We start from the raw sequence: 21,842 nt of genomic DNA, 5'->3' as shown, positions 1-21,842 counted from the left end.
CAACGAGAAGCCGCTGCATCCGGTCCGGGACCTGGTGCCCGGACAGCTCCGAAAGCGTCCAGGAATTCTTCCGCCCCTCTTCAGAGAGCAGCCCCTTGACGTACTCGACCGCGTAGCTATTTGAGGTGTTGAACCGGGTCAACCGAGTGGATTGTCCGGTTTTGTTCGCGGGCCAGCTCACCCAGGGCCAGGGCCAGTGGAGGCCAAGTGCTGCTGCCGTGGCGGGTGAGTGCGTAGGCGCGTAACGTGACCCCGGGTTGGGTGAGGGGCAACAGCGTGACCCCGGCTTGGGTTCGGCGGGTTGCCGGCAGCAGTCCGATGCCCATGCCGGCCAGAATGAGGTCCTCGACGAGGTCGAGACTGTCTGATTTGTGCCGTAGGCATGGCTCGAATCCGGCCATGGAGGCGATGATTCGGACGACGTCTTCATCTGCCTGGTTGCGGGAGTTGCCGATCCAGTCGTGGCCGGCGAAGGCCTTGAAGACGGCAAGGGCGTCGCCGTGCACGTTCTTCGCCTCATCAGTGAGGACTCCCAGACTCCACGGTGTGGACCAGAGCGGGAGGGAATCGAACCTGGCATCAGCATGCGCCGGGGCCAGGTTGTAGTCGTAGGTGAGGGCGAGATCAACCTCACCGGCGCCCAGCAGGGCGAGGGCTTCGGCCGGTTCATGTTCCTGGACGACAATCTGCACGCCGGGGTGGCTCTCCGCCAGCCGGATGATGATCGGCATCAGTGATGTGCGGATCGCAGTGACAAACCCCGACACGCGTAGCGTGCCGGCGGGCTCCGCACCGGGGTCGAGGTCCAGCCGTGCGGCTTGGACCGCCGCGAGGATCGTTCCCGCGTGAGCGGCCAGACGGCGCCCTGCCTGGGTCAACCGGACGTTTCTGCCTTCCCGTTCCAGAAGGGCTGTCCCGGCCTCCCTGCTCAACATCGCGATCTGCTGGGACACCGTGGACGTGGTTGTGCCCAGCAGGTCTGCGACTTCGCGCATCGAACCGGCACGGGACAACTCAAGCAACAGCTCCAGCCGACGGATCTCCACATCCCTATTGTGCAGGATCAGCGAACGATATGTCCTGAATTATCACGTGGACACGAATGAAGACTGGCTTATCTACTGATCACATGAACTCCCGTCTTCAGGCCAGCGGTTTACGTGGCGGCACCTCGATGGCTCTCGCAGCCATGTGCTGCGTCCAACTCGGATTGGCGGCATCGATCGGCCTGACAGACCAGATCGGCGCGGCAGGTGTGGCGTGGCTGCGCCTGTTCTGGGCAGGGCTCATTCTGATCGCCATCACCCGGCCCTGGCGAACCGCCTTCAAGCGCTCCACGCTGCTGACGTGCGTCTTGTTAGGGATCGCCACCGCCGGGATGACCATTATGTTCATGGCCGCCGTGACGCGGTTGCCGCTGGGCACCGCCAGCGCGCTGGAGTTCCTCGGACCCTTATCGGTGGCCACCTCACTCGGACGGGGCAGGGCCCGGTTGTGGGCCCTGGTCGCGGCAGCAGGGGTACTTGCACTGACCGAACCATGGCACGGTACAACAGACCCTGTCGGCGTCCTCCTGGCCCTGGGTGCAGCAGCCTGCTGGGCGGGCTACATCGTCCTGACTCAAAGGGCCGGCGACGAGGTGACCGGCCTACACGCACTGGGCGTCTCCATGCCTGTTGCCGCGATCGTCGCGACTGTCACCGTCGGGCCCTTTGCAATTGGTCACCTCGACTGGCAAGACCTGATCATCAGCCCCGGCCTGGCATTGCTGCTGCCCCTGATCCCGTTCAGCCTGGAATTGCTTGCCCTGCGGCGGCTGACCTCCGCAGCATTCGGAACACTGATGAGTCTTGAACCCGCCATCGCTCTAATCATCGGGACGACCATTCTGGGCCAGTCACCCCGAACCAGCGCCCTCATCGGCATAGTCCTTGTCGTAGCTGCCGGCATAGGCGCAGCCCGTACCGGCACGAGGCCCGAGGGGCCGGGCATCACGTCGAGCGATCCACGCGAACACGAACAAGAACAAGCACCTATCCAACCAGGCCCGGGCTGACACGCACCGTGTTCCCACTCTCCCGCTGACAGGCATGGGTTAAGCAAATGCCCTCCTGCCTCCCGGCAGGGGCAACATGGCCGGCGTCGAATGACTATCGGCCTGCCCAGTCGGCCGTCCCTCAATGGATCCTCGCCCGGGGCCGCAGCCATTTCGAACGAACAACCACAATCGGGGCAACTGAAGGGTGTTCCACTTCCTAGGAAGTGGAACGCCCAAGCATGCCCCTTCGAAAGATAGCGACACACCCCGATTTTTCGTTCCACAATTATCTTCTTTCAGACGTCCCGTGCGGAGCGTGCAGGATAAGTATCGGTACAGTGGTTCCATGGAAATTGGGTACGCCCGCGTCTCGACCGCGAAACAGGACCTCGACCGGCAGATCGACGCACTGCGCGGCGAGGGGATTCCCACCAAACATATCTATGTGGACAAGAAATCCGGATCCACGACAAACCGGCCCGGACTGCATGAAGCCCTCGACCAGGCCCGCGATGGAGACGTTATCGTGGTGCACACCCTGGACAGGTTAGGCCGTACCGTCCGGGACACCCTGAACCTCATCCACGATCTGGCGGGCCGCGGTGTCGGCGTCCGGAACCTGGCTGACCCGATCCGGGTTGATTCCGCCAATCCAGAAGATCCCATGTCGCAGCTGGCAGTGGTGATGCTCGCGCTCTTCGGCCAAATGGAACGAACCTACGCGATCGAACGCGCGGCCCACGCGCGTGCCGTTGCTAAAGGCAAAAGGATCGGCCGGCCCAGCGTGATCGATCCAGCGAAGCTCGCCTATGCCGTCCACCTTCGCGACCAGGAAAATCAGTCCATCTCCGAGATCGTCGAAGCCACGGGTATCACCCGCTCCAGCCTCTACCGTTACCTGCCGCCCCGTCCGCCGGAGACGCTGACCGCCGAGACCTAGCCGAACACCTAAAAAGTCCCGAACGTCGGTGGCGGTTCGTGCAGGCGACTTCAGACAGAATGACGGTTGGTGCACGCGACTTCGAACGCTTCCGTGTCAGGAGTCGTCTGCACAAGCCCCATAGTTCCGCGGGATCCAGTGCAGACGACTTCTGAAACTGACACTTTTTGAAGAGTGCGGAGCAAGATGGCGCGGCGGCCGGTGGAGGACCGGCTAACGGACGGGCGGTCACATCGCATACGACTGCGGTCTTCCGTTCAATCGCCCCGGCGAATTAACAGACGGCGGCGGCTGGCTCCGATAGATTCGGTGCATGCAGCTGAGTCCCGCCACCGTCCTGAGGGTTCAAACGACTTGGGCGCAGATCCTCGGTCTACCCCAAGAATCCTTGGCAGGGAAAGCACGAGGATCTACCGAGAGAAAAGCGATAGTTCCGTGCTCATGTTTGTTTCGTTGTTCGGGGTAGGCGTTGTGTTTGGACCAAAGTGGGCCATTGAAGGAGCCCGCGACCTTGCCGACCAAGAACTCGCAAGTCATGCAAAACTTCTGGAAATCAGCGCTCCGCATGGCGGACAGCCACTGGGCGAGGCAGGACTCTATTTCTGTGACACCGTGCCATCCGTCCCAGACCTCGTTCCGACCGTGAGCAGCGATCCAGAACATGCTTTTTCGTTGGAGCGCGCCTGCTCTCAGGACGACGCGGCAGAAGTCGGCCTGAGCGAGATGAAGAATACGTTCGTTCTATTGGACGACGACGGGCCGACGCCACTTCCGTTGGCAGGATGCGGATACGACATTTGGGAAGACAGCCTGGCGCATATGGGTGTCCTCACCGCACCTGGTCAGCGGCAGCAGGGACATGCTGCCACTGCCGTTTCGATTGCCGCGGGCCAAGCCATGGCATTGGGCCTCGTCCCGCAGTGGCGTGCCAGGACGGACAATACCGCTTCCATCCGCACGGCCCTCCGCGCGGGATTCAAGCATGCTGGAACCCAAACGACTGTGCTCCTGAACGCCTAGTCTCCAGATGACCGGTCAAGGATCCCTCGCCGGGCATCTTGGCTTGTCCCAGATGCAAGAAGCCGTCGGGACGTGTCCGATAACCGAACCCTCCGCGGGAAGGTCCGGGTGTGCCAAGGCTGGTCATGTTGTGCAGCGTTGTCGATTCTTGTCAGATTTAGTTGCGATGCGTAGCGATGGCTTCGATTTCTAGTCGGAATTTTTGATCGATGAGTGCTGAAACTTGAACTAGGTGCGTGAGTCGGTAGTGGTTTGACGGTTCCGCAGGTTTGCGCCGTGACGGGCCGAGGGCGGTCTCCTTTTCCTGGGAAGGGGGCCGGCCGCCGGCATTTTCGCGGGAGAAAGCCGGGAGGCTCCGATGGGTAGCGGTTCGGTGGTGCAGGCTCGATCCCGGGACACCCGTCCCGGGGCCGTGTTCAGGCGGGGCCGGTGCGGTAACTGAAGAGTTTGAGCAGGTTGTGGCAGCCGGCCATCAGCTTCCACTCCCCGGCAGCCTTCTCCAGCCCGCGCAACAGAACGTGTTTGCCTTGCCGGGTGTGTATCTGTCCGAAGACCGGTTCCACGATGGCTTTGCGCCGGGCGTAGACCGTCCGGCCCTTCTTCGTTTTCAGTTTCCGGGCCATTCGCTCGGCCGGGGTGGCGTTTGCCGGGATCCTGCCCCTGGGTGATTCGGGGACCGGGCGTCCGTGTTTCATCCGCCTGGTGGAGATGAAGAACTCCGTGGTTCCACTGGCTTCAAGGTCTTTGACGTGTTCCAGGTTCGCCGCCGAGCAATACCCGGCGTCGGCGCTCCACTTCCCGGGCATGGCCTTCAGGGTCTCTTGGGCGTTCTGAACCATCGGGACCAGTTGCTGCACGTCCACCGCGGTGTTGTTCAACTCGCTGGCCACGATGACCTGGTGATCTTTATCAACGACGGTCTGCCCGTTGTAGCAGTAGTGGTAGGAACCGTCCGCGGTCTTCATGATCCGGGCGTCAGGGTCGGTGAAGTTGCGTTGCGCCGTGGGCTTCGGTTCCGCCGCCGACGCGGCCGCTTCGCCCTTGCCGGAGACATCCTCGTCATCATCCCCACGGTCCCGGGCCTTCGCCTCGGCCTCGCGGCGGGCCTTGTCCGCGGCTTCGGCTTCGAGGGATTCCCGGGCGGTGGCCATCGCGGCGGCGCGCCGGGCCCGGTTGGCCAGTTCGACGGGCAGTTCATCACCGCGTTTGCCCGGCCCGAAGCGGGCATCTTCGGCCGCGTCCACGGTCTTGGCCTCCGCCATCAGGTCACTGATCTCATCGGCCAACACCTTCTGCTTCGCGGTCAGCCGGGCATAGCTCATGGCCTTGTGCCGCGAGGCGTTGGCCCGGACCTTCGTCCCGTCCAGTGCGACGTGGCCCAACGAGACCATGCCCGCGGCCCGGCAGAGTTCCAGCGCCTGGAGGAACACGTTGGCCAACGCGGCGAGGTGGCGTTCGCGGAAGCGTCCGATGGACCGGAAATCCGGGGCCTGCTGGGCGGCCAGCCAGCGGAACGCGACGACGTCCGTGCACGCCTTTTCCAGTTCCCGCGAGGACCGCACCCCGACGCAGTATCCGTAGAGCACGATCCGCAGCATCAACCGCGGATCATACGGCGGCTGGCCTTTCGCCTTGGCATAGGAGGCATAGAACCGGGTCAGATCCAGTTCCCCGTCAACAAGCTCACCAATGAACCGGGCCAGATGCCCCTGGGGCAACCACTCCTCCAGCGACGGCGGGACCAGCATCACCGCATCCGGCACGAACGCCTTGAAGCGCTTCCTGGCCCCACCATTGGCATCCATCGGCACATCGGCGGGCTGCTCGACCCGCCCCACCAGAGACTCGTCAAACAAACCATCCTGCGCGGAAGAACCGGTATCCATACCCCCGATTCTCCCAGCCGCCACTAACAGGCCCCGGTTAATCCGCCGGCGTTTTAAAAACCGGCACCCTCACTACTGACCCACGCACCTAGGTAACTCGTTCCCCTCCGGTTGAATGGGGGTCGGCAGATGGGAATCCATCGGTTTGGATGTTGCAGGAACTGTCGGATCAGGCGCACCCGCGGTCGAATTAGCGCACCCTGTGAGGGCGCTGAGAGCCATTGCGACTGCCATAGGTGTCGCGAGAGTGATGCGCCTGATCCGATTCATTTTGATCCTATTGGGCTGGGGATACGCCGAAGATTTGCTGCTGCAGACCCGAGTCCGCAAACCACACTGTGTTGCCTCCGTTTGACTGACCGCTGATCGTACCCGCGATCTTTACGCCATCTGAGACTTTGAACACGACCGGGCCGCCACTATCCCCAGACTGCACTATCATTGTCGGTGCATTGGCAGAGTCAAGTCCACAGACGTGAGTTCCGTCCGTGTTGGCCGGTACCGTCCCACCAGCCCGCGCAATAGCCGCCAACAGCGAAAAGCGCCCCCGTGGACCGAGCGTCTCTGGGCACCCTCGCCGAGCGGGCCTTCCTGCTCCAGCCAGTCGTCGACAACGAGGCTCGCAAGGTGACTAAGCCGTGATCCACCGACGGACCGGCTTACGGGCAGGCGCTGCCGCGCTCATGATCACGAGTCCCACGTCGCGGATTGCCCGTGATTCCATAAGAGGCAAGGACCTGGACCCTAATCCAGCAGGACCAGCGATGCCAGGAGTCAAAAAGGCCCGGCCAACGTAGTATCACTTCGCGTCAGAACCCGTAGAGGTGCCGCCGTGCCCTGAACGCTTCTTCACCGCCCTCAAGAATTTTTTCTGCGTACTTCCGAATAGGCGCTTCATCGAGAGAGCCGACGCCATCTGCTGCGGTCCGGCCCCGTCGACCATCGCTCTCCAAGACGACAACAAGCTCAGCGTCTCCGAGAACGGGTACGTTGGCGTTGTGTGTGCTCACTAGGATCTGCCGAGTGCCCTTGAGGTCCCGGAGGTGCTGGACGATGCCGTCGTAGACGAACCGATTGTCGAGATCGTCTTCCGGCTGATCGATGACCAGCGGTGTTGTTGAAACGCCAAGGAGTAGTAAAAGAAGAGCTGTGGCTCGCTGCCCCTTCGACAAATCATCGAGCTTTCGGAGCTCCACGCCATCGGTCGCGACGTTGAGGAAGACATCCACGGCCAGCCCGACAGTATGCTCTTCCATCTCTCTCAGCAACGGTTCGCCGTGTCCAACTAGGTTGGCTGCCTGGGCGCCTGTGATGCCGTAGCTCAACAAAGCTGGAACGCCGCCGCGCACTGCCTGCACAAAGCTTGCAACAGAGAAGTCTTCGGCTTCTATTGCAGCCATTATCTGAGTCCGCTGTGTTCTGAAATACGTCTCGATCACTGACCTGATCAAACTACGGTCCGGATTCGGGACGGGTCGAACATTCACTTTGCCTCGGGTCACTGCGTTGGTTGCAGATATCGCCCTGTGAAGATCTGAGACGATCTCACTATCCAGAACGGCCAGCTCGCCGAGTAGTGCTTGCCGGTCGACTAGGAGACTTTTATGACGAAGGTCAAGCGCTTTGCGCTCCTCCGCGCGAAGGGTTAGCGCCGTGAGGGCCGCCGTGGTCTTCAGATAGGTGTCAGGCTCGTAACCTTGCGCGACTAAAAAGCGCATAGTCGACGCATGGGTTTGAAGATCTGGTTCCACAGCGTTTGCCCACGAGGTCCTCGATACCGTTAGTTCCGTACGAGCGGTGTGGATAGCTCGAGTTATTGCAGCGAACGCGGTCTCGATGACATTCGCCGCATCAGTTACCGACTTTGCCGCTGCTTCCAGGTGCTCGCGTCTGCTGCTCTCGGCGGACTCGGGGAGTTGTGTCCGAAGTTCTTCGACGAGCGAGTTAGAACCGACGGAGTCCATCCTGTCAGTGACAGCTTGCACTCGTCGGTCGAATTCATCAAACATCGCCCGTTCGTGAGTGATGTTGCGTTGTGCAGCTAGTTTGGAGCCCAGGTCAGTCTCGTTGAACTTGTTTGCTTGCTCCTGCAAGCGGGGGATTGCGGCCAGCTCGGCTTCAAGCGCTTCCTGGAGTCTTTCAGTCTCGCTGAGCTCGGCACGATTTTTGACCGATTTCTCAACTAGGCCTGGACGTCGCCGTTCGGAGGCGAAATCACCCCCGAGCCGGCGGATGAGAGCGGCGAGCATATTCTTGTCGTGAGCCAGTTCCGCTAGTTCATGCTGACCAAATGCTGAATATTCGCTCTTGAGGGGTCCATATGTGGTGCGGGTTAGCGCCGGGGTCCGAGCCCACGATTTGCGCTGGTCAGCGCCAGTGTTGGTGTGGTTGAGCGCCACCTGAAAAGCTCCTTCCACCGCGTGAGGGCCACGTGGTGGAAGGAGTACCGGTAATGGTACGGAAGATCAAGGCGAAGCTCGTCTTGCAGTTGCATAACCAGGGCCTGTCCGGCAGAGCGATCTCGCTTGCTCAGGGCATGTCCAGGCACAGCGTTCAGGCGGTGATCGATGCTGCGGATCAGCTCGGGCTCGGGTGGGACGATGTTGCGGAGAAGTCTGAGGGCGAGGTGTATCTGGCGCTGTTTCCCGGTCGCGGGGTGCGGGAGAGCGTGTTCGCGCAGCCGGACTGGGTCCAGGTGCATCGCGAGCTGGCCAGGGTTGGGGTGACGTTGAAGCTGCTGCACCAGGAGTATCTCGACGGGTGCAGTCGGGCCGGGCAAGCGGCGATGAGTTATGACCGGTTCTGCAGGCTTTACGGCGATTACGCCAACGTCACTGGCGCGTCGTCTCGGGTCGGCCATAAGGCCGGCCGCAGCGTCGAGGTCGACTGGTCCGGGCCGACGATGCAGCTCGTTGACCCGGCAACGGGAGAGGTCTCGAAGGTGTATTTGTTCGTCGCGTGCCTGCCGTTCAGCAGGTATGCGTTCGTGGAGGCGACGTTGGATATGCGGCAGGAGTCGTGGCTGCGCGCGCATGCGGCGATGTTCGCATTCTTCGGCGGCACGGTCCCGAGGCTCGTCCCCGACAACCTCAAGACCGGGGTGATCTCTCACCCGCGCGAGGGCGAAGTCGTCCTCAACGACGCTTATCGGGAGATGGCGGCGCATTATTCGGCGGCGGTACTACCGGGCCGGGTGCGGCACCCGAAAGACAAAGCCAGCGTAGAAAACACTGTCTCCCACGTCGCCACCTGGGTGATTGCGGGTCTGAGGCAGGAGCAGTTCACCAGCCTGGTGCAGCTGCGGGCCCGGGTTCGGGAGCAGATCGATGCCTACAACCGACAGCCGTTCCAGAAGCGGGAGGGCTCCCGGCTGAGCGTGTTCACGGCCGAGGAGAAGCCGCTGCTGCAACCGTTGCCGGCGGTGACTTTCGAGATCAGCACCTGGACATATGGGCGCAAAGTAGGCCGGAACGGACACGTGGTCTGGTCAAAAAACTTCTACTCCGTCCCGTTCACCCACATCGGCGCGCATGTTGATCTTCGCGTCACGGACACCATGCTCGAGATCTATCGGGGTGATGAGCGCCTGACCAGCCACCTGCTGCTGCCCGTGACGACGACGAACCAGTATCGGACGAACGAAGCCGACCTTCCCGAGGGGCACAGCTGGCAAGCCTGGGACCGGGCCCGGATCGACGCCTGGGCGTTACGGATGGGACCGGCGACCGGGACCGTGATCGAGAAGATCTTCGAGTCTGTCCGCATCGAGGAAGCCGGCTACGACCCGGCCCTGGCGGTGCTGCGTCTGTCTCGTAGGTTCTCACCAGCCCGGGTGGAAGCCGCATGCCAGCTCGCGCTGCGCGGTCCGATACGATCGCCCCGTTACGCCCACCTGCGGCCGATCCTGGACACCGGGCAGGACAAAACCGGGCACGTCGAGGAGCCTGATGACGAAGATGGCGGATACGTGCGCGGCAGCTCCTACTACGCAGGAGGGACCCGATGAGCCGCCTGGACACGGAAACCAAACGCAAGCTGCGGGAGATGAACGCGGGCGAGCTGCTGGAGGCCATAGATACCCAAGACGAGACGCTGAGCATCAGCCTGCCGTTCGAAGATCGTCTCCGGCTGGTCGTCGATGACGCCTACGCGTCGTTCACCCATGCCAAAGTCACCGGCCTGATCCGGCGGGCGGGGCTGCGCTACCCGAACGCTGACCTGCGCCGCATCGACCTCCTCGACGAGCGAGGTCTTGACCGGCCGCTGCTGAGCCAGCTCGGCACCTGCTCGTTCGTGGCCCGGCAGCAGAACGTTGTCTTCCAAGGGTTCACCGGGTCGGGGAAGTCCTACCTGGGGTGCGCGATGGCTAAACGCGCATGCGAACACCGCATCCGCGCGCATTACGTCCGCATGCCCGACCTCGAGGAAGCCTGGGTCGCCGCCCAAGACACCCCTGGCGGATCCGGCAAGTTCCTGCGCAAATATGCGGCATTCACCCTGCTGGTCATCGATGAGTGGCTGCTGGATCGGCCCACGGAATCGATGCGCACCATGCTGCTGGAACTGATGGAACGCCGCTACGGGGAGACGTCAACAGTGTTCTGCACCCAGTACTCGCAGAAGGACTGGCACCAGCGGCTCGGCTCCGGCGTTCACGCCGACGCGATCATGGACCGGATCATCCACAACACGATCTGGGTCGAGACAGGCAATTACAACATGCGCGAGCACACAGCACTCGCAACCGCCTAGCAACCGTCACGGAGAGCGTCAGCGGCGCCAGGCCCCGCGACCGCTGGCGCTCTCTCGCACGAACCCCGGCGCTGAACCGCACGAACAGGTGGCGCTCAAAGCTTCAAATACTCACAAATGCCTCAAAATCACCAACTATGTCACTTGGCAGCTGCTGCGTTCTTGTTCCACTCGCGTCGAAGACCAACGGTGGGTCACCAACGGTTCGCTGGATGACATATTGAGCCGGAGTGGGCTCGTACTTCTCTATTTCTAGGCGCACGATGGCTCCCGCGCCGAGTACCTTTTGCACGACGCCGGTGTGGTCATGTAGCGCATCTTCGCCGATAGGTGGTTGGTCCAGCGCGAAGCGCAAGCTTTCAATCACCGTAGATTTGCCGGTGCCACGGCCGCCGATCAGTGCCGTTAGTTCAGGACCGATTGGGATCCGAAGACCGTCAAGGAATCCTCCAATCCACGAAATAGCGCAAAGCCGCGTGCCGCGAAGGGGCGGCGGTGACGTCAAGCGAACTCGAGTCTCAGGCGTGCGAAGCGCGTGCTGCAGTCCTCGTAGAGAGGGACGTGCCATCTTGAACCAGGTGGTGGCACCGACGCTGCTCAGCGCTGATGGGTGTGAGACATCGTCGGCATAAATTTCCACAAGTCGATGTGCTCGCCGGTAAGGTTTCTTGTTCTCAAGAATCGCTTCTTGATCCCCGTGCGGAATTTGTCAAGGCGAATGAGGCCAGTGGGAGTTAGGCTGCTGCTTTTGTTTCGTTTTTCTCGGCTGGTTTGTTGATCCATGCCGTGTCGGGGATGACCAGGATTTTGGGGTCCTTCCTGGTGGCGAATCGTTCGGGGTTCCTCTGGCGTGCTGCGGCCAGGGTTTTCGAGCGCTCGACGGCTTTGCCGGCGGCAAGGCCGTAGTGGACATCTGCGGGGGTGTTCAGGCCTATTCCGGTGTGGCGATGAGTGTGGTTATACCCGTCGACGAAGGACGCAATGAAGGTCCTCGCATCGGGCAGCGAGCCGAAGCGTTCAGGGAACACGGGAGCGAACTTCAGCGTCTTGAACCACGCCTCGCTGTACGGGTTGTCATTGCTTACCCGGGGCCGAGAATGCGACCGGGTGACCTCCAAGTCAGAGAGCAATGCGGCAACCGTTTTACTCGTCATGGACGTCCCACGGTCGGCGTGGACGATCTCCGGGATGCCGTGAATGCCGAAGATCTCCTTCATCATCTCCACCGCCAGCTCCCCGGACTCATGGGCGTGGACGTAGGCTCCGACAATGTAGCGGGAGTAGATGTCGATCATGACGTAGCAATCGAGGTATTTCCCCTTCACTGGACCGGCGAGTTTGGTGATGTCCCAGGAGTAGACCTGGCCGGGCCCTGTCGCGATGAGTTCCGGAATCGTCCTGGGGGGATGGCGTGCCTGCCGGCGGCGTTCCTTGACCTGGCTGTTCTCGGCCAGAACCCGGTAGAACGTGGAGATTGAACACAAATAGATCCCCTCGTCCAGGAGCTGGGCGTAGATCTGGACCGGCGGCAGGTCCACGAATCGCTCCGAATTCACCGTGGCCAGGATCCGTGCGCGTTCGGCTGGGCTGATCTTGTTCAGTGGGGCCGAGGCGGGCATCAAATCGGTCACCGGTGTCCGGGGCTTACGGGTCGCTGTGGCCCTCGATATCCCGGCCAGGAGGGCCGCTTCCCTGGTTGGAATGTCCGCCTTTGTAAGGTCGGTATAGGCTCTGGTCAGGGTTTCTTGTACCAGGGCTGTTGTTCCGCGCTTTCGGAGATATCCTCCAAAAGCTGTCGTGCTTTTTCCATAATCGATAACGCAGCTTCCGTCCGTGCCAGCTTGCGTTCACTCACCTCCAGCTGCCGGCGTAGACGAGCGATTTCTGCTTGTTCAGCAGTGAGTTTGCCGATCGTCTCACCGGGCTTTTTGCCCTCGAGCACGCCGGCATCACGGAGCTTGCGCCACTCGGTGATCTGCGAGGAATACAGGCCCTCGCTCCGCAGGTAGGCTCCGCCGCCGGTGCCGTCATCACAGGCCTGCTGGTAGGCGTCCAGGTGGGCTAATTTTTGTGCCGGAGTGAACGACCTTCGAGGACTCGGGCCACCGGCGCGGGGGCCAGGATTACTCATGGACCCATCTTCCCGCACCGGGGAAATTGTGGAGATAGACATTAGTGATGTTCCTGATTCTCGCCCTACGAATTAGACGAAGTTGCTATGAGGTACTGGCCTCACCCAACCCTGACACGTAGGGGTGGGGCAATTGAGAAGGTGTCGTTCCCATTGCCAAGATGTAATCGGACTTGATGATGTTCTGTAGCGGTTTGCCTGATTCACGTGCAAGCAAGCCTGAGGTCGCGACGTTGACGTGGGCGGGAATGATCAATGCGCCTTTACTCGCCATCTGCGCAACTATGTCCGCAAACGATTTGTCCCCAGGGCCATGCGGGTCATCTGCAGGTAGTCCGCAGGCGCCAATGGCCGCAGTGATGAAGTCGAGATCGGTTCCCGCCTCGAAGATAACCAGCAGGTGAAATCCCTCACTACAGTTTGCTTCAAACCCCGGCAGAACAGTGATGTTGCGCTTTTCTGCATCGGTGATGAGGCCGGCCGCAGTGCTTGCCTTCCAATGGTCCGTGACGGCAAGCACGGAGATGCCTTGTGCCTCACATTCGTCGAGCAGTGCGGCGTTGTAATCGGCTTCGGTAGTGAAAGTCTGGCTTGGGGCGGGGTGGCCAACGTATCCAAATGGATTGACTTGCAGTGCAGCTCGGAACCACCTTGCACCGTGAGAGACCGTTTCAACCTTGTCCACGCTAACACCCCAATTTTAAGAATAAATGGGCGCGCTACTAGGAGATTAATCAGTTCAGCACTGCCCCGCGATGCACAAAGTAGCGTCACCACATGCATGACTAGACGTCATGTCGAGTTCATCCTTACACGGCAGCGACTGTCGAACCCGCATTGTTGGGACTGTCGCTCTAAGCAGGAGCAGAAGGCTTCCATAGTCTGTGTCGTTCCTGTTGCCCTGATCTTCGCGACGCAGAGCGGGATCCGTTCTTAGTAAGCCCCAAGGTGTCCCGGTAAGGGATGGCGAGTTCAATCGGTCGTTGCAACACCCCTTTTTATTGTGAGGTGTTGCCCATGTTGTCGAAGAAGGAACGGATCGAAAAGGAGGCCCGGTTCTGGGTGTTGATGGCCCAGGGCTCGACGCTGATCGCGGCGTGCGAGGCTGTTGGAGTGGATCGACGAACTGGCCGTCATTGGCGTCAAGGGACCGGCGGGCGGATCCCGCGCAAGAAACCCGAACCTTCGGGCCGGTACCTGTGCCTGGATGACCGACTGCAGATCGCGGACCTGCACCTGGCCGGAATAAGTGTGCGGGCGATCGCAGCGCAGCTCAAGCGGTCTGCATCGACGGTCAGCCGTGAACTGCGCCGTAATGGCCCCGGGACGGGCGCGCGGGGGCGGGGAAAGTATGCGCCGTATGCGGCGCAGAAACGGGCCGAGCTGCGCGGTCACCGACCCAAGGCCAGCAAGTTCGATGACCTGGAACTGGCATCCCTGGTACAGGCCAAGTTGTGCGTGAAGTGGAGTCCCGAGCAGATCAGTGACCACCTCGCCACGACGTTCCCGGACCGGGCGGAGATGCAAGTGTGTCCCGAGACGATCTACCAGGCGCTGTATGTGCAGGGCCGCGGTCACCTGCGCACTGACCTGCACCAACACCTGCGCACAGGCCGCGCCGTGAGGCGGCCAAGACGCCCCACCGGCAAGCGGGCGGGGAAGATCCCGGACATGATCCTGATCAGCGAACGACCCGCCGAGGTCGCCGACCGCGCCGTCCCTGGCCACTGGGAAGGGGATCTGGTCCTGGGGTCGAACTGCCGCTCGGCCATCGCCACCCTGGTGGAGCGCCAGACCCGGTTTACGATGCTGGTCCACCTGCCCGATGACCACGGCGCCGTCGCTGTCCGTGACGGCCTGCTGGCGAGGATCAAGACCCTGCCGGAGCACCTGTGCAAGTCGCTGACCTGGGACCAGGGCACCGAGCTTGCCCAACACCGCCAGATCACCATGGCGACCAACATGGACATCTACTTCTGCGACCCGCACTCACCCTGGCAGCGCGGCACCAACGAGAACACCAACGGACTCCTGCGCCAGTACTTCCCCAAGGGCACCGACCTGTCCGTGCACTCACCCGAGCGGCTGCTCGAAGTCGCAGCCGAACTCAACGCCCGACCCCGCAAGACCCTGGGCGGCATCACCCCCGCCCAAGCCATGGAACGGCTACTATTTGAACCAGAAAAACCCGCCGTTGCAACGACCGCCTGAATTCGCCGATCCCCCAACGGGCGGGCTGTGCAGACGGCTTTGGACATTCTGTGCAGTCGACTTCGGAAACTGACAGAAGTGCACCGTTGCAAGCACTGGCTGCCGACCGTCCCGTAAGACCCGTCCGGTGAACTGACCGGTGATGGGGCCTTATATGACACACTGGTCCGCATGTCTAAACTACTGGTCGGCTACGCCCGAGTGTCCACGGAAGAGCAAGACCTCACCGCCCAGCGCGACGCCCTGGCTACCCTCGGCGTAGAACCGAAACGAATCTATGTTGATCACGGATTCACCGGCAGAAACAAGAACCGCGCCGGACTGCGTGAGGCCCTGGCAGCGTGCCGGGCCGGGGATACCTTCGTCGTCACCAAACTCGACCGCTTGGCCCGTTCCGTCCGGGACGCCCACGAAATAGCAGACGACCTCGCCAGCCGCGAAATTAAACTCAGCATTGGTGGCTCTGTCCACGACCCAACCGATCCGATGGGCAAACTGCTGTTCAACGTGCTGGCGATGGTTGCCGAGTTCGAAGCCGACCTCATCAGCATGCGCACCCGCGAAGGAATGAAGGTTGCCAAGGCCAAGGGACGGCTGCGCGGGAAGCGGCCAAAGCTCTCTCTCAAGCAGGAAACCCATCTTGTCGAACTGCACGTAGCCGGCGAGCACACCATGAGCGAGCTGGCCGAGCTATTCTCCGTCGGCCGGTCCACCGTCTACCGGGCCATTGAACGCGCCCATCGCAAGAAAATCGGTGCAATCACTCGCTGACCTCCGCATGCTCACCTTCGAAAGAGGACATCCGGTCCTCAATATCCCCGGTTCCCCTTTTTTCCTTCGTTATCGAGAGGAACACCAATGCCGCGTCGTTCGATCCTGTCTGCCTCTGAGCGCGAGAGTCTGCTCGCACTGTCCGATACTGAGGATGAGGTGATCCGGCAGTACACATTCAGCGAATCCGACCTGGCAATGATCCGCCAGAGACGCGGCGACTCGAACCGTTTAGGCGTCGCTGCGCAGTTGTGTTTGCTGCGCTTCCCCGGACAAGGTCTATCGGCCGAGGCCGATGTCCCAGCAGCGCTGTTGCACTGGATCGGCGGGCAACTTGGCATCGACCCGGCCTGTTGGCCGGCGTATGCCGCACGGGAAGAAACACGCCGCGAGCATCTGCTTGAGCTGCGCACATACCTCGACATGGACCCTTTCGGCCTCACCGACTACCGCAATGCCCTGCATTCGGCCACGGAGCTGGCCCTGCAGTCCGACAAGGGCGTCGTGCTGGCCGGCAGCGTGCTCGACGCCCTACGCCGCCGGCGCGTCGTGATTCCGGCATTGGACGTCATCGAACGCATCTGCGCCGAAGCCATCACGCGGGCCAACCGCCGCATCTATGCCGCCTTGACTGATGCCCTGTCCGCCGACCACCGAAGGCGTTTGGACGATCTGCTCAAACGCCGGGAAGAACGAAAGTCCACCCGGCTTGCCTGGCTGCGCCAGTCACCGGTGAAACCGAACTCACGGCACATGCTCGAACACATTGAACGACTCAAAGCCTGGCAGGCGCTCGACCTGCCCGCCGGCATCGAACGCCAGGTCCATCAGAACCGTCTGCTCAATATCGCCCGTGAGGGCGGGCAGATGACGCCCGCCGATCTGGCCAAGTTCGAGCCGCACCGCCGCTACGCCACTTTGGTGGCCGTGGCCGCAGAAAGCACGGCCACCGTCACCGATGAAATCATCGACCCGCACGAAATATGAGCGGTGGCATATACGCATCTGTGCCCGCTGCGGCCGACAGGCCGCCAAGGCGGCGAACTGGTCGGACGGACCAATCTGCCGGACCTGCTTGGACAAAGCCACCCGCACCTACGGTCCCTGCCCCGGCTGCGGTCCCGGGCGTCTACTGCCGGGCCGGGACAGTGCAGGCGCGCCCGTCTGCCGGGACTGTGCAGGAATTGCCCGCGATTTCTTCTGCAACTGTTGCCGCTTCGAAGGACGTTTGCTCGGCGGCAGACTGTGCGAACGATGCACCCTCACCGACCGGCTGAGGACGCTGCTGGATGACGGCACTGGCCGCATCCACCCACCCCTGCTCCCGCTGTTTGATCAGCTGAGGACCATGCAGCGGCCGGTCCTAGGGCTGGGCTGGCTCCGGAGTCCCAGCCCCGGGCCCTGCTGGGGGACCTTGCCACCGGCCGGCTCGCACTGACCCACGAAGCGTTCCAGCAACTGCCCAACTGGAGAACCGCCGCCTATCTACGATCTGCTCATGCAAAGCGGAGTCCTGCCCCTCAAGGACCGGCAACTCCTGCTCTTCGAAAGATGGCTGGACACCCATCTGGCCGCCGTGGCTGATCCCGAACACGCCCGGCTGCTGCGCCGCTTTGCCACCTGGCACCAACTCCGCAAACTACGGGCCAAAGCAAACTGGACTGCTATGGGGATTTCGGACAGTGGGCCCTCCTAAAATGGGGGTTCCATTGAAAGTGAGAACAGCAGCATGTCTGCGTCACGTCGTACATTTACCCAGGACTTCAAGGACGATTTGTGCCGTGAGGTCATCAGCACTTCCAAGCCTGTCGTAGAGGTCGCCAAGGCCTATGGCGTCGGGGCCGAGACCCTGCGTCGCTGGTTGATCAAATACCGTGAAAGCAATGGCGGTACCGAGACCCCGGCGACCGTTGCCGATGTGGCCAGGTTGAAGGAACTGGAGAAGGAAATCCAGGACTTGCGGGCTGAGAATCTATTCTTGAAAAAAGCCAGCGCTTACTTCGCGAGGGAGCAGCGGTAGTGAGCAAGTATGAATACATTGATTCCCAGAAGAATGACCCGTCCGAGACGAATCCGGTGACGAAGCTGTGCCTCTGGCTGGCCGTCTCGACCTCGGGGTTCTACCACTGGCTCAAGCGCCCGCAATCGGCCACCGCGGCCCGCAGGGACGCCCTGGCAGCCCGTATCCACCGCTTCTTTGACGATTCCGACGGCACCTACGGGTACCGGCGGATCCACGCGGACCTGGCCGCCGCCGGGACCGAGTGTTCAGCTGAACTGGTGCGCCGGATCATGCGTGATGAAAATCTCATTGCCTGCCAGCCGCGCTTCAGCCAGTTCCAGAAGAGCCTCGGGATTGCCAAAAACATCCTGGCCGACCGCCTCCGCGCCCTCGTTGAGCAGGGCATCCTGACGCAGCGCAGCAACGACGGTGGTACGCGCTCGCACTACCTGCTCACGGAACGGGGCAGAGACCTCTTCACAATCCTCCTGGGCCTGCGCCAGTGGGGTGAAAGAAACGCCTTTGGCCCAGGCGAGCAGCATTCGGTGCTCGTGGAGAACGCCACCGGCACGCCTGTTCCGCCACTGCGCCCGGCAAGCACTGCCGGAACAGAGTTAGATGCCGCGACCACCCATGTCCGAAAAGTGAATCCCTGACACAGGGCAGGCGCCATTGGGGGATCGGGGCGTGTGTCAGCGAGGGCCTCGGTCAGGTGCCGACGTAGGCCGCGAGGTGCTCACCGGTGAGGGTGGAGCGGGCGGCGACGAGGTTGGCGGGTGTGCCCTCGAAAACGACCCGGCCGCCGTTGTGGCCGGCGCCGGGGCCGAGGTCGATGATCCAGTCGGCGTGCGCCATGACCGCCTGGTGGTGCTCGATGATTATGACCGACTTGCCGGAGTCGACGAGCCGGTCGAGCAGGCCGAGCAGCTGCTCGACGTCGGCGAGGTGCAGCCCGGCGGTCGGCTCGTCGAGGAGGTAGACGTCGCCCTTTTCGGCCATATGCGTGGCCAGCTTGAGCCGCTGCCGCTCGCCGCCGGACAGCGTGGTGAGGGGCTGGCCAAGGCTGAGGTAGCCGAGCCCGACGTCGGCGAGCCGGTCGAGGATGGCGTGCGCGGCCGGCGTGCGCGCCTCGCCGGCGCCGAAGAACTCCTCGGCCTCGTTCACCGACATCGCGAGCACCTCGCTGATGTCGCGGCCGCCGAGGTGATACTCCAGCACCGATGCCAGGAACCGCTTCCCCTCGCACTCCTCGCAGGTGGTGGCGACGCCGGCCATCATCGCCAGGTCGGTGTAGATGACGCCGGCGCCATTGCAGGTGGGGCAGGCGCCCTCGGAGTTGGCGCTGAACAGCGCCGGCTTCACGCCGTTGGCCTTCGCGAACGACTTGCGGATCGGGTCGAGCAGTCCGGTGTACGTCGCCGGGTTGCTCCGTCGCGAGCCACGGATCGCGCCCTGGTCGATCGACACCACACCCGCGCCAGCGGGAATCGACCCGTGCACGAGCGAGCTCTTGCCGGAGCCGGCGACGCCGGTGATGACGGCAAGCACCCCGAGCGGGACGTCGACGTCGACGTCACGCAGGTTGTTCGCCGTCGCGCCGCGGATCTCCAGCGTGCCGGTGCGCGTCCGCACCTTCTCCTTAAGGGTGGCCCGGTCCTCGAGATGGCGGCCGGTGATGGTGCCGCTGGCACGCAGCCCCTCGAGGGTGCCCTCGAAGCAGACGGCGCCGCCCGCAGTACCGGCGCCGGGTCCGAGGTCGACGACATGGTCGGCGATCGCGATCAATTCCGGCTTGTGCTCCACGACGAGCACCGTGTTGCCCTTGTCCCGCAGCCGCAGCAGCAGCTCGTTCATCCGCTGGATGTCATGGGGGTGCAGGCCGATGGTGGGCTCGTCGAAGACGTAGGTGACGTCGGTGAGCGAGGAGCCGAGGTGGCGGATCATCTTGGTCCGCTGCGCCTCGCCGCCCGAGAGCGTGCCCGACGGCCGATCCAGCGAGAGGTAGCCCAGCCCGATCTCGACGAACGAGTCGAGGGTGTCGCCCAGCGACTCAAGCAGCGGCGCCACCGACGGTTCGACCAGATCGCGCACCCACCCGGCGAGGTCGCTGATCTGCATCGCGCAGGCGTCGGCGATGTTGATCCCTTTGATCTTCGACGATCGAGTCGCCTCGCTGAGCCGGGTTCCGTCGCACTCGGGGCAGACGGTGAAGGTGATGGCCTGCTCCACGAAGGCGCGGATGTGCGGCTGCAGGGCGTCGACGCCCTTGGACAGGAACGACTTCTGGATCTTCGGGATCAGACCCTCGTACGTCAGGTTGATCCCTTCGACCTTGATCTTGGTCGGCTCCTTGTAGAGCAGGTCGTGCAGTTCCTTCTTGGTGTACTTGCGGATCGGCTTGTCCGGGTCGAAGAAGCCGGAGCCGCGGAAGATGCGGCCGTACCAGCCATCCATGCTGTAGCCGGGGATCGTGAGGGCACCCTCGTTGAGCGACTTGCTGTCGTTGTAGAGCGCCGACAGGTCGAAGTCAGTCACGCTGCCCATGCCCTCGCATCGTGGACACATGCCGCCGGTGACGGTGAAGCTGCGTCGTTCCTTCACGGTCCGCCCGGCGCGCTCGATGGTGACTGCGCCCGCTCCACTCACCGAGGGGACATTGAAGGCAAATGCCTGGGGCGAGCCGATGTGCGGCTGCCCGAGCCGGCTGAAGACGATCCGCAGCATCGCGTTGGCGTCGGTGGCGGTGCCCACGGTGGAGCGGGAGTTGGAGCCCATCCGCTCCTGGTCGACGATGATCGCCGTCGTGATCCCCTCCAGCACGTCGACGTCCGGCCGGGACTGCGTTGGCATGAATCCCTGAACGAAGGCGCTGTAGGTCTCGTTGATCATCCGCTGCGACTCCGCGGCGATCGTGCCGAACACCAGCGAGCTCTTGCCCGAGCCGGAGACGCCGGTGAACACCGTCAGCCGGCGCTTTGGGATCTCGATGCTGATGTCCTTGAGGTTGTTCTCGCGCGCACCCTGCACGCGGATCAGATCGTGGCTGTCGGCAAAGTGCAGCTCAGGCGACTGCGTGTCCGTCCTCGTGTCCGTGCTCATCGTCTCTCCATCTGTTACGCGGGGCCGCCTTCGCGGTCTCCGTCGGCGTCGCCTGGCTCCATCTGACCAGCTTCGAGCAGTACGTCTGATTCTCCTTCGTCGGCGCGGTCGCTGCAACGGTCCGCTGTCTACCTGATCGTCGGGCCCGGCCGGGGCGTCAGACCAACCAGCGGCCGCCGCGCATCAGCTCGCGGTCGGGCATCTCGTTCACCTCGCGCCAGGCCTGGATGCGGCGCGGCCATGTGCCGCGACGACGCTGAGCGCGGGGGGCCGGCCCTCACCGGTCCTGAAGCAGCCCGAGGACGTTGCCATCGGCGTCGGTGACGGTGGCCACCAAGCGGCCGCCACCGACGTCGTGCGCGGGCTCCTTCACGGTGGCACCCGCGGCGGTCACCTCAGCCAGCTTCGCCTCGATGTCCGGCACGTGCCAGTAGGCCACCGGCGAGGTCATGCCCTGCGGTCCACCGCCCGGCACCAGCCCGATGTGCTGGCCCGCGGCCTCGAAGCCGACGTAGTAGGGCCCGTCGGTCTGCGGCGGTACGCCGAGCAGGGCGGTGTACACCGCCTTGGCCGTCGCCAGGTCGGACACGGGATGCAGCACGGTCTTGATTCCCTCGGTGGAAGAGCCGGTCATGGTCACTCCTGAAGTCGTGGGTCAGATCGACCCGGGGGCTTGTCGAGCTTAAAGGACGATGGACGTCCCGGGCCGGTCGGCAGGGCCGACCGTGATCCAGCGCATCCCGCCGTATCCGCCGTCGTTGCGGACCTCGAAGCCGAGGGTGTCGCGGTAGAAGGCCAGGGAGGCGTCCGGGCGGTTGTGGGGGAGGAAGCTCGCGTGGATGGTGACGTCCATGGCGATCAGTCTAGGCATGGCTCCGTGACCGGCGCTACTCCAAAACTGCTCACTTTCGGCCGGCCCTCCACGCTGCAGGGCGGTCGAGCCACCCAGTAGGGTATCCCTCATCGGACGCTTCGTACCCCCTTCTCGGATG

Annotated in this window: 17 protein-coding genes and 3 pseudogenes; 11 read left to right on the top strand and 9 right to left on the bottom strand. The window is 62.8% G+C overall.

Annotation, left to right across the window (positions count from 1 at the left end; translation table 11 throughout):
• Positions 1-116: 116 nt before the first annotated feature.
• A complete protein-coding gene (locus V3C33_02535) occupies positions 117-1,046 on the bottom strand; it encodes a LysR family transcriptional regulator (protein XAS68222.1) in 930 nt (309 codons plus the stop codon).
• An 83-nt stretch (positions 1,047-1,129) separates the two neighbouring features.
• Here V3C33_02535 and V3C33_02530 point away from each other — a divergent pair, with 83 nt between their 5' ends.
• From V3C33_02530 to V3C33_02520, 3 genes are all read left to right on the top strand, one after another.
• A complete protein-coding gene (locus tag V3C33_02530; protein ID XAS68221.1) occupies positions 1,130-2,056 on the top strand; it encodes an EamA family transporter in 927 nt (308 codons plus the stop codon).
• Between the two features lie 328 nt (positions 2,057-2,384).
• Positions 2,385-2,978, top strand: coding sequence for a recombinase family protein (locus V3C33_02525; protein ID XAS68220.1), 594 nt, complete (start codon positions 2,385-2,387; stop codon positions 2,976-2,978).
• Between the two features lie 642 nt (positions 2,979-3,620).
• The gene (locus tag V3C33_02520; protein XAS68219.1) at positions 3,621-3,998 is read left to right on the top strand and encodes a hypothetical protein; all 378 of its coding nucleotides are present in this window, start codon (positions 3,621-3,623) and stop codon (positions 3,996-3,998) included.
• Between the two features lie 416 nt (positions 3,999-4,414).
• Here V3C33_02520 and V3C33_02515 read toward each other — a convergent pair whose 3' ends face one another.
• Both V3C33_02515 and V3C33_02510 read right to left on the bottom strand, forming a co-directional pair.
• Complete coding sequence (locus V3C33_02515; GenBank protein ID XAS68218.1) at positions 4,415-5,884, bottom strand: IS1182 family transposase; 1,470 nt, start codon at positions 5,882-5,884, stop codon at positions 4,415-4,417.
• 809 nt (positions 5,885-6,693) lie between these two features.
• On the bottom strand, positions 6,694-8,283 hold the full coding sequence (locus tag V3C33_02510; GenBank protein XAS68217.1) for a hypothetical protein: 1,590 nt from the start codon (positions 8,281-8,283) through the stop codon (positions 6,694-6,696).
• Positions 8,284-8,336: 53 nt separating this feature from the next.
• Between V3C33_02510 and istA the strand changes: the two genes are divergently transcribed.
• Complete coding sequence (gene istA, locus V3C33_02505) at positions 8,337-9,890, top strand: IS21 family transposase (GenBank protein XAS68216.1); 1,554 nt, start codon at positions 8,337-8,339, stop codon at positions 9,888-9,890.
• Positions 9,887-10,636 carry an ATP-binding protein gene (locus V3C33_02500; GenBank protein XAS68215.1) on the top strand — a complete coding sequence of 250 codons (750 nt, stop codon included), beginning with the start codon at positions 9,887-9,889 and terminating at the stop codon, positions 10,634-10,636. Before istA ends, V3C33_02500 begins: the two co-directional genes overlap by 4 nt.
• Before the next feature lie 103 nt (positions 10,637-10,739).
• Here V3C33_02500 and V3C33_02495 read toward each other — a convergent pair whose 3' ends face one another.
• The 3 genes from V3C33_02495 to V3C33_02485 all read right to left on the bottom strand — a co-directional run bounded on the left by V3C33_02495 (position 10,740) and on the right by V3C33_02485 (position 13,452).
• Entirely contained in the window at positions 10,740-11,276 is a 537-nt protein-coding gene (locus V3C33_02495; GenBank protein ID XAS68214.1) for a hypothetical protein, read from the bottom strand.
• Between the two features lie 94 nt (positions 11,277-11,370).
• Positions 11,371-12,767 (bottom strand): IS3 family transposase gene (locus V3C33_02490; protein ID XAS69621.1). Its coding sequence is split into 2 segments (ribosomal slippage): positions 11,371-12,389 and positions 12,389-12,767, totalling 1,398 coding nucleotides; the frame shifts between segments, so codons are not numbered across the junction.
• Between the two features lie 85 nt (positions 12,768-12,852).
• Positions 12,853-13,452, bottom strand: coding sequence for a hypothetical protein (locus V3C33_02485; GenBank protein ID XAS68213.1), 600 nt, complete (start codon positions 13,450-13,452; stop codon positions 12,853-12,855).
• A gap of 383 nt (positions 13,453-13,835) precedes the next feature.
• Here V3C33_02485 and V3C33_02480 point away from each other — a divergent pair, with 383 nt between their 5' ends.
• The 6 genes and pseudogenes from V3C33_02480 to V3C33_02455 all read left to right on the top strand — a co-directional run bounded on the left by V3C33_02480 (position 13,836) and on the right by V3C33_02455 (position 18,407).
• Positions 13,836-14,978 (top strand): IS30 family transposase, encoded by a 1,143-nt coding sequence (locus tag V3C33_02480; protein XAS69620.1) that lies wholly within the window; start codon positions 13,836-13,838, stop codon positions 14,976-14,978.
• 171 nt (positions 14,979-15,149) lie between these two features.
• Complete coding sequence (locus V3C33_02475; GenBank protein XAS68212.1) at positions 15,150-15,749, top strand: recombinase family protein; 600 nt, start codon at positions 15,150-15,152, stop codon at positions 15,747-15,749.
• An 87-nt stretch (positions 15,750-15,836) separates the two neighbouring features.
• Positions 15,837-16,730 (top strand): annotated as a pseudogene (locus V3C33_02470) (DUF4158 domain-containing protein).
• Positions 16,731-17,247: 517 nt separating this feature from the next.
• A complete protein-coding gene (locus V3C33_02465) occupies positions 17,248-17,445 on the top strand; it encodes a hypothetical protein (protein XAS68211.1) in 198 nt (65 codons plus the stop codon).
• Positions 17,446-17,478: 33 nt separating this feature from the next.
• Positions 17,479-18,077 (top strand): annotated as a pseudogene (locus V3C33_02460) (IS3 family transposase).
• Complete coding sequence (locus V3C33_02455; GenBank protein ID XAS69619.1) at positions 18,060-18,407, top strand: helix-turn-helix domain-containing protein; 348 nt, start codon at positions 18,060-18,062, stop codon at positions 18,405-18,407. Before V3C33_02460 ends, V3C33_02455 begins: the two are co-directional and overlap by 18 nt.
• Positions 18,408-18,459: 52 nt before the next feature.
• Here the strand turns inward: V3C33_02455 and V3C33_02450 are convergent, their stop codons facing one another.
• The 3 genes and pseudogenes from V3C33_02450 to V3C33_02440 form a co-directional block, all read right to left on the bottom strand.
• Positions 18,460-20,850 (bottom strand): excinuclease ABC subunit UvrA, encoded by a 2,391-nt coding sequence (locus V3C33_02450; protein XAS68210.1) that lies wholly within the window; start codon positions 20,848-20,850, stop codon positions 18,460-18,462.
• Between the two features lie 277 nt (positions 20,851-21,127).
• Complete coding sequence (locus tag V3C33_02445; GenBank protein ID XAS68209.1) at positions 21,128-21,484, bottom strand: VOC family protein; 357 nt, start codon at positions 21,482-21,484, stop codon at positions 21,128-21,130.
• Positions 21,485-21,535: 51 nt separating this feature from the next.
• Positions 21,536-21,703 (bottom strand): annotated as a pseudogene (locus tag V3C33_02440) (VOC family protein).
• Positions 21,704-21,842: the final 139 nt, after the last annotated feature.

The organism is Micrococcaceae bacterium Sec5.7 (assembly GCA_039636785.1).
Lineage (GTDB): Bacteria > Actinomycetota > Actinomycetes > Actinomycetales > Micrococcaceae > Arthrobacter.
The sequence above is the reverse complement of the archived record's forward strand: the minus strand, read 5'-3'. Positions and strand labels throughout refer to the sequence as shown.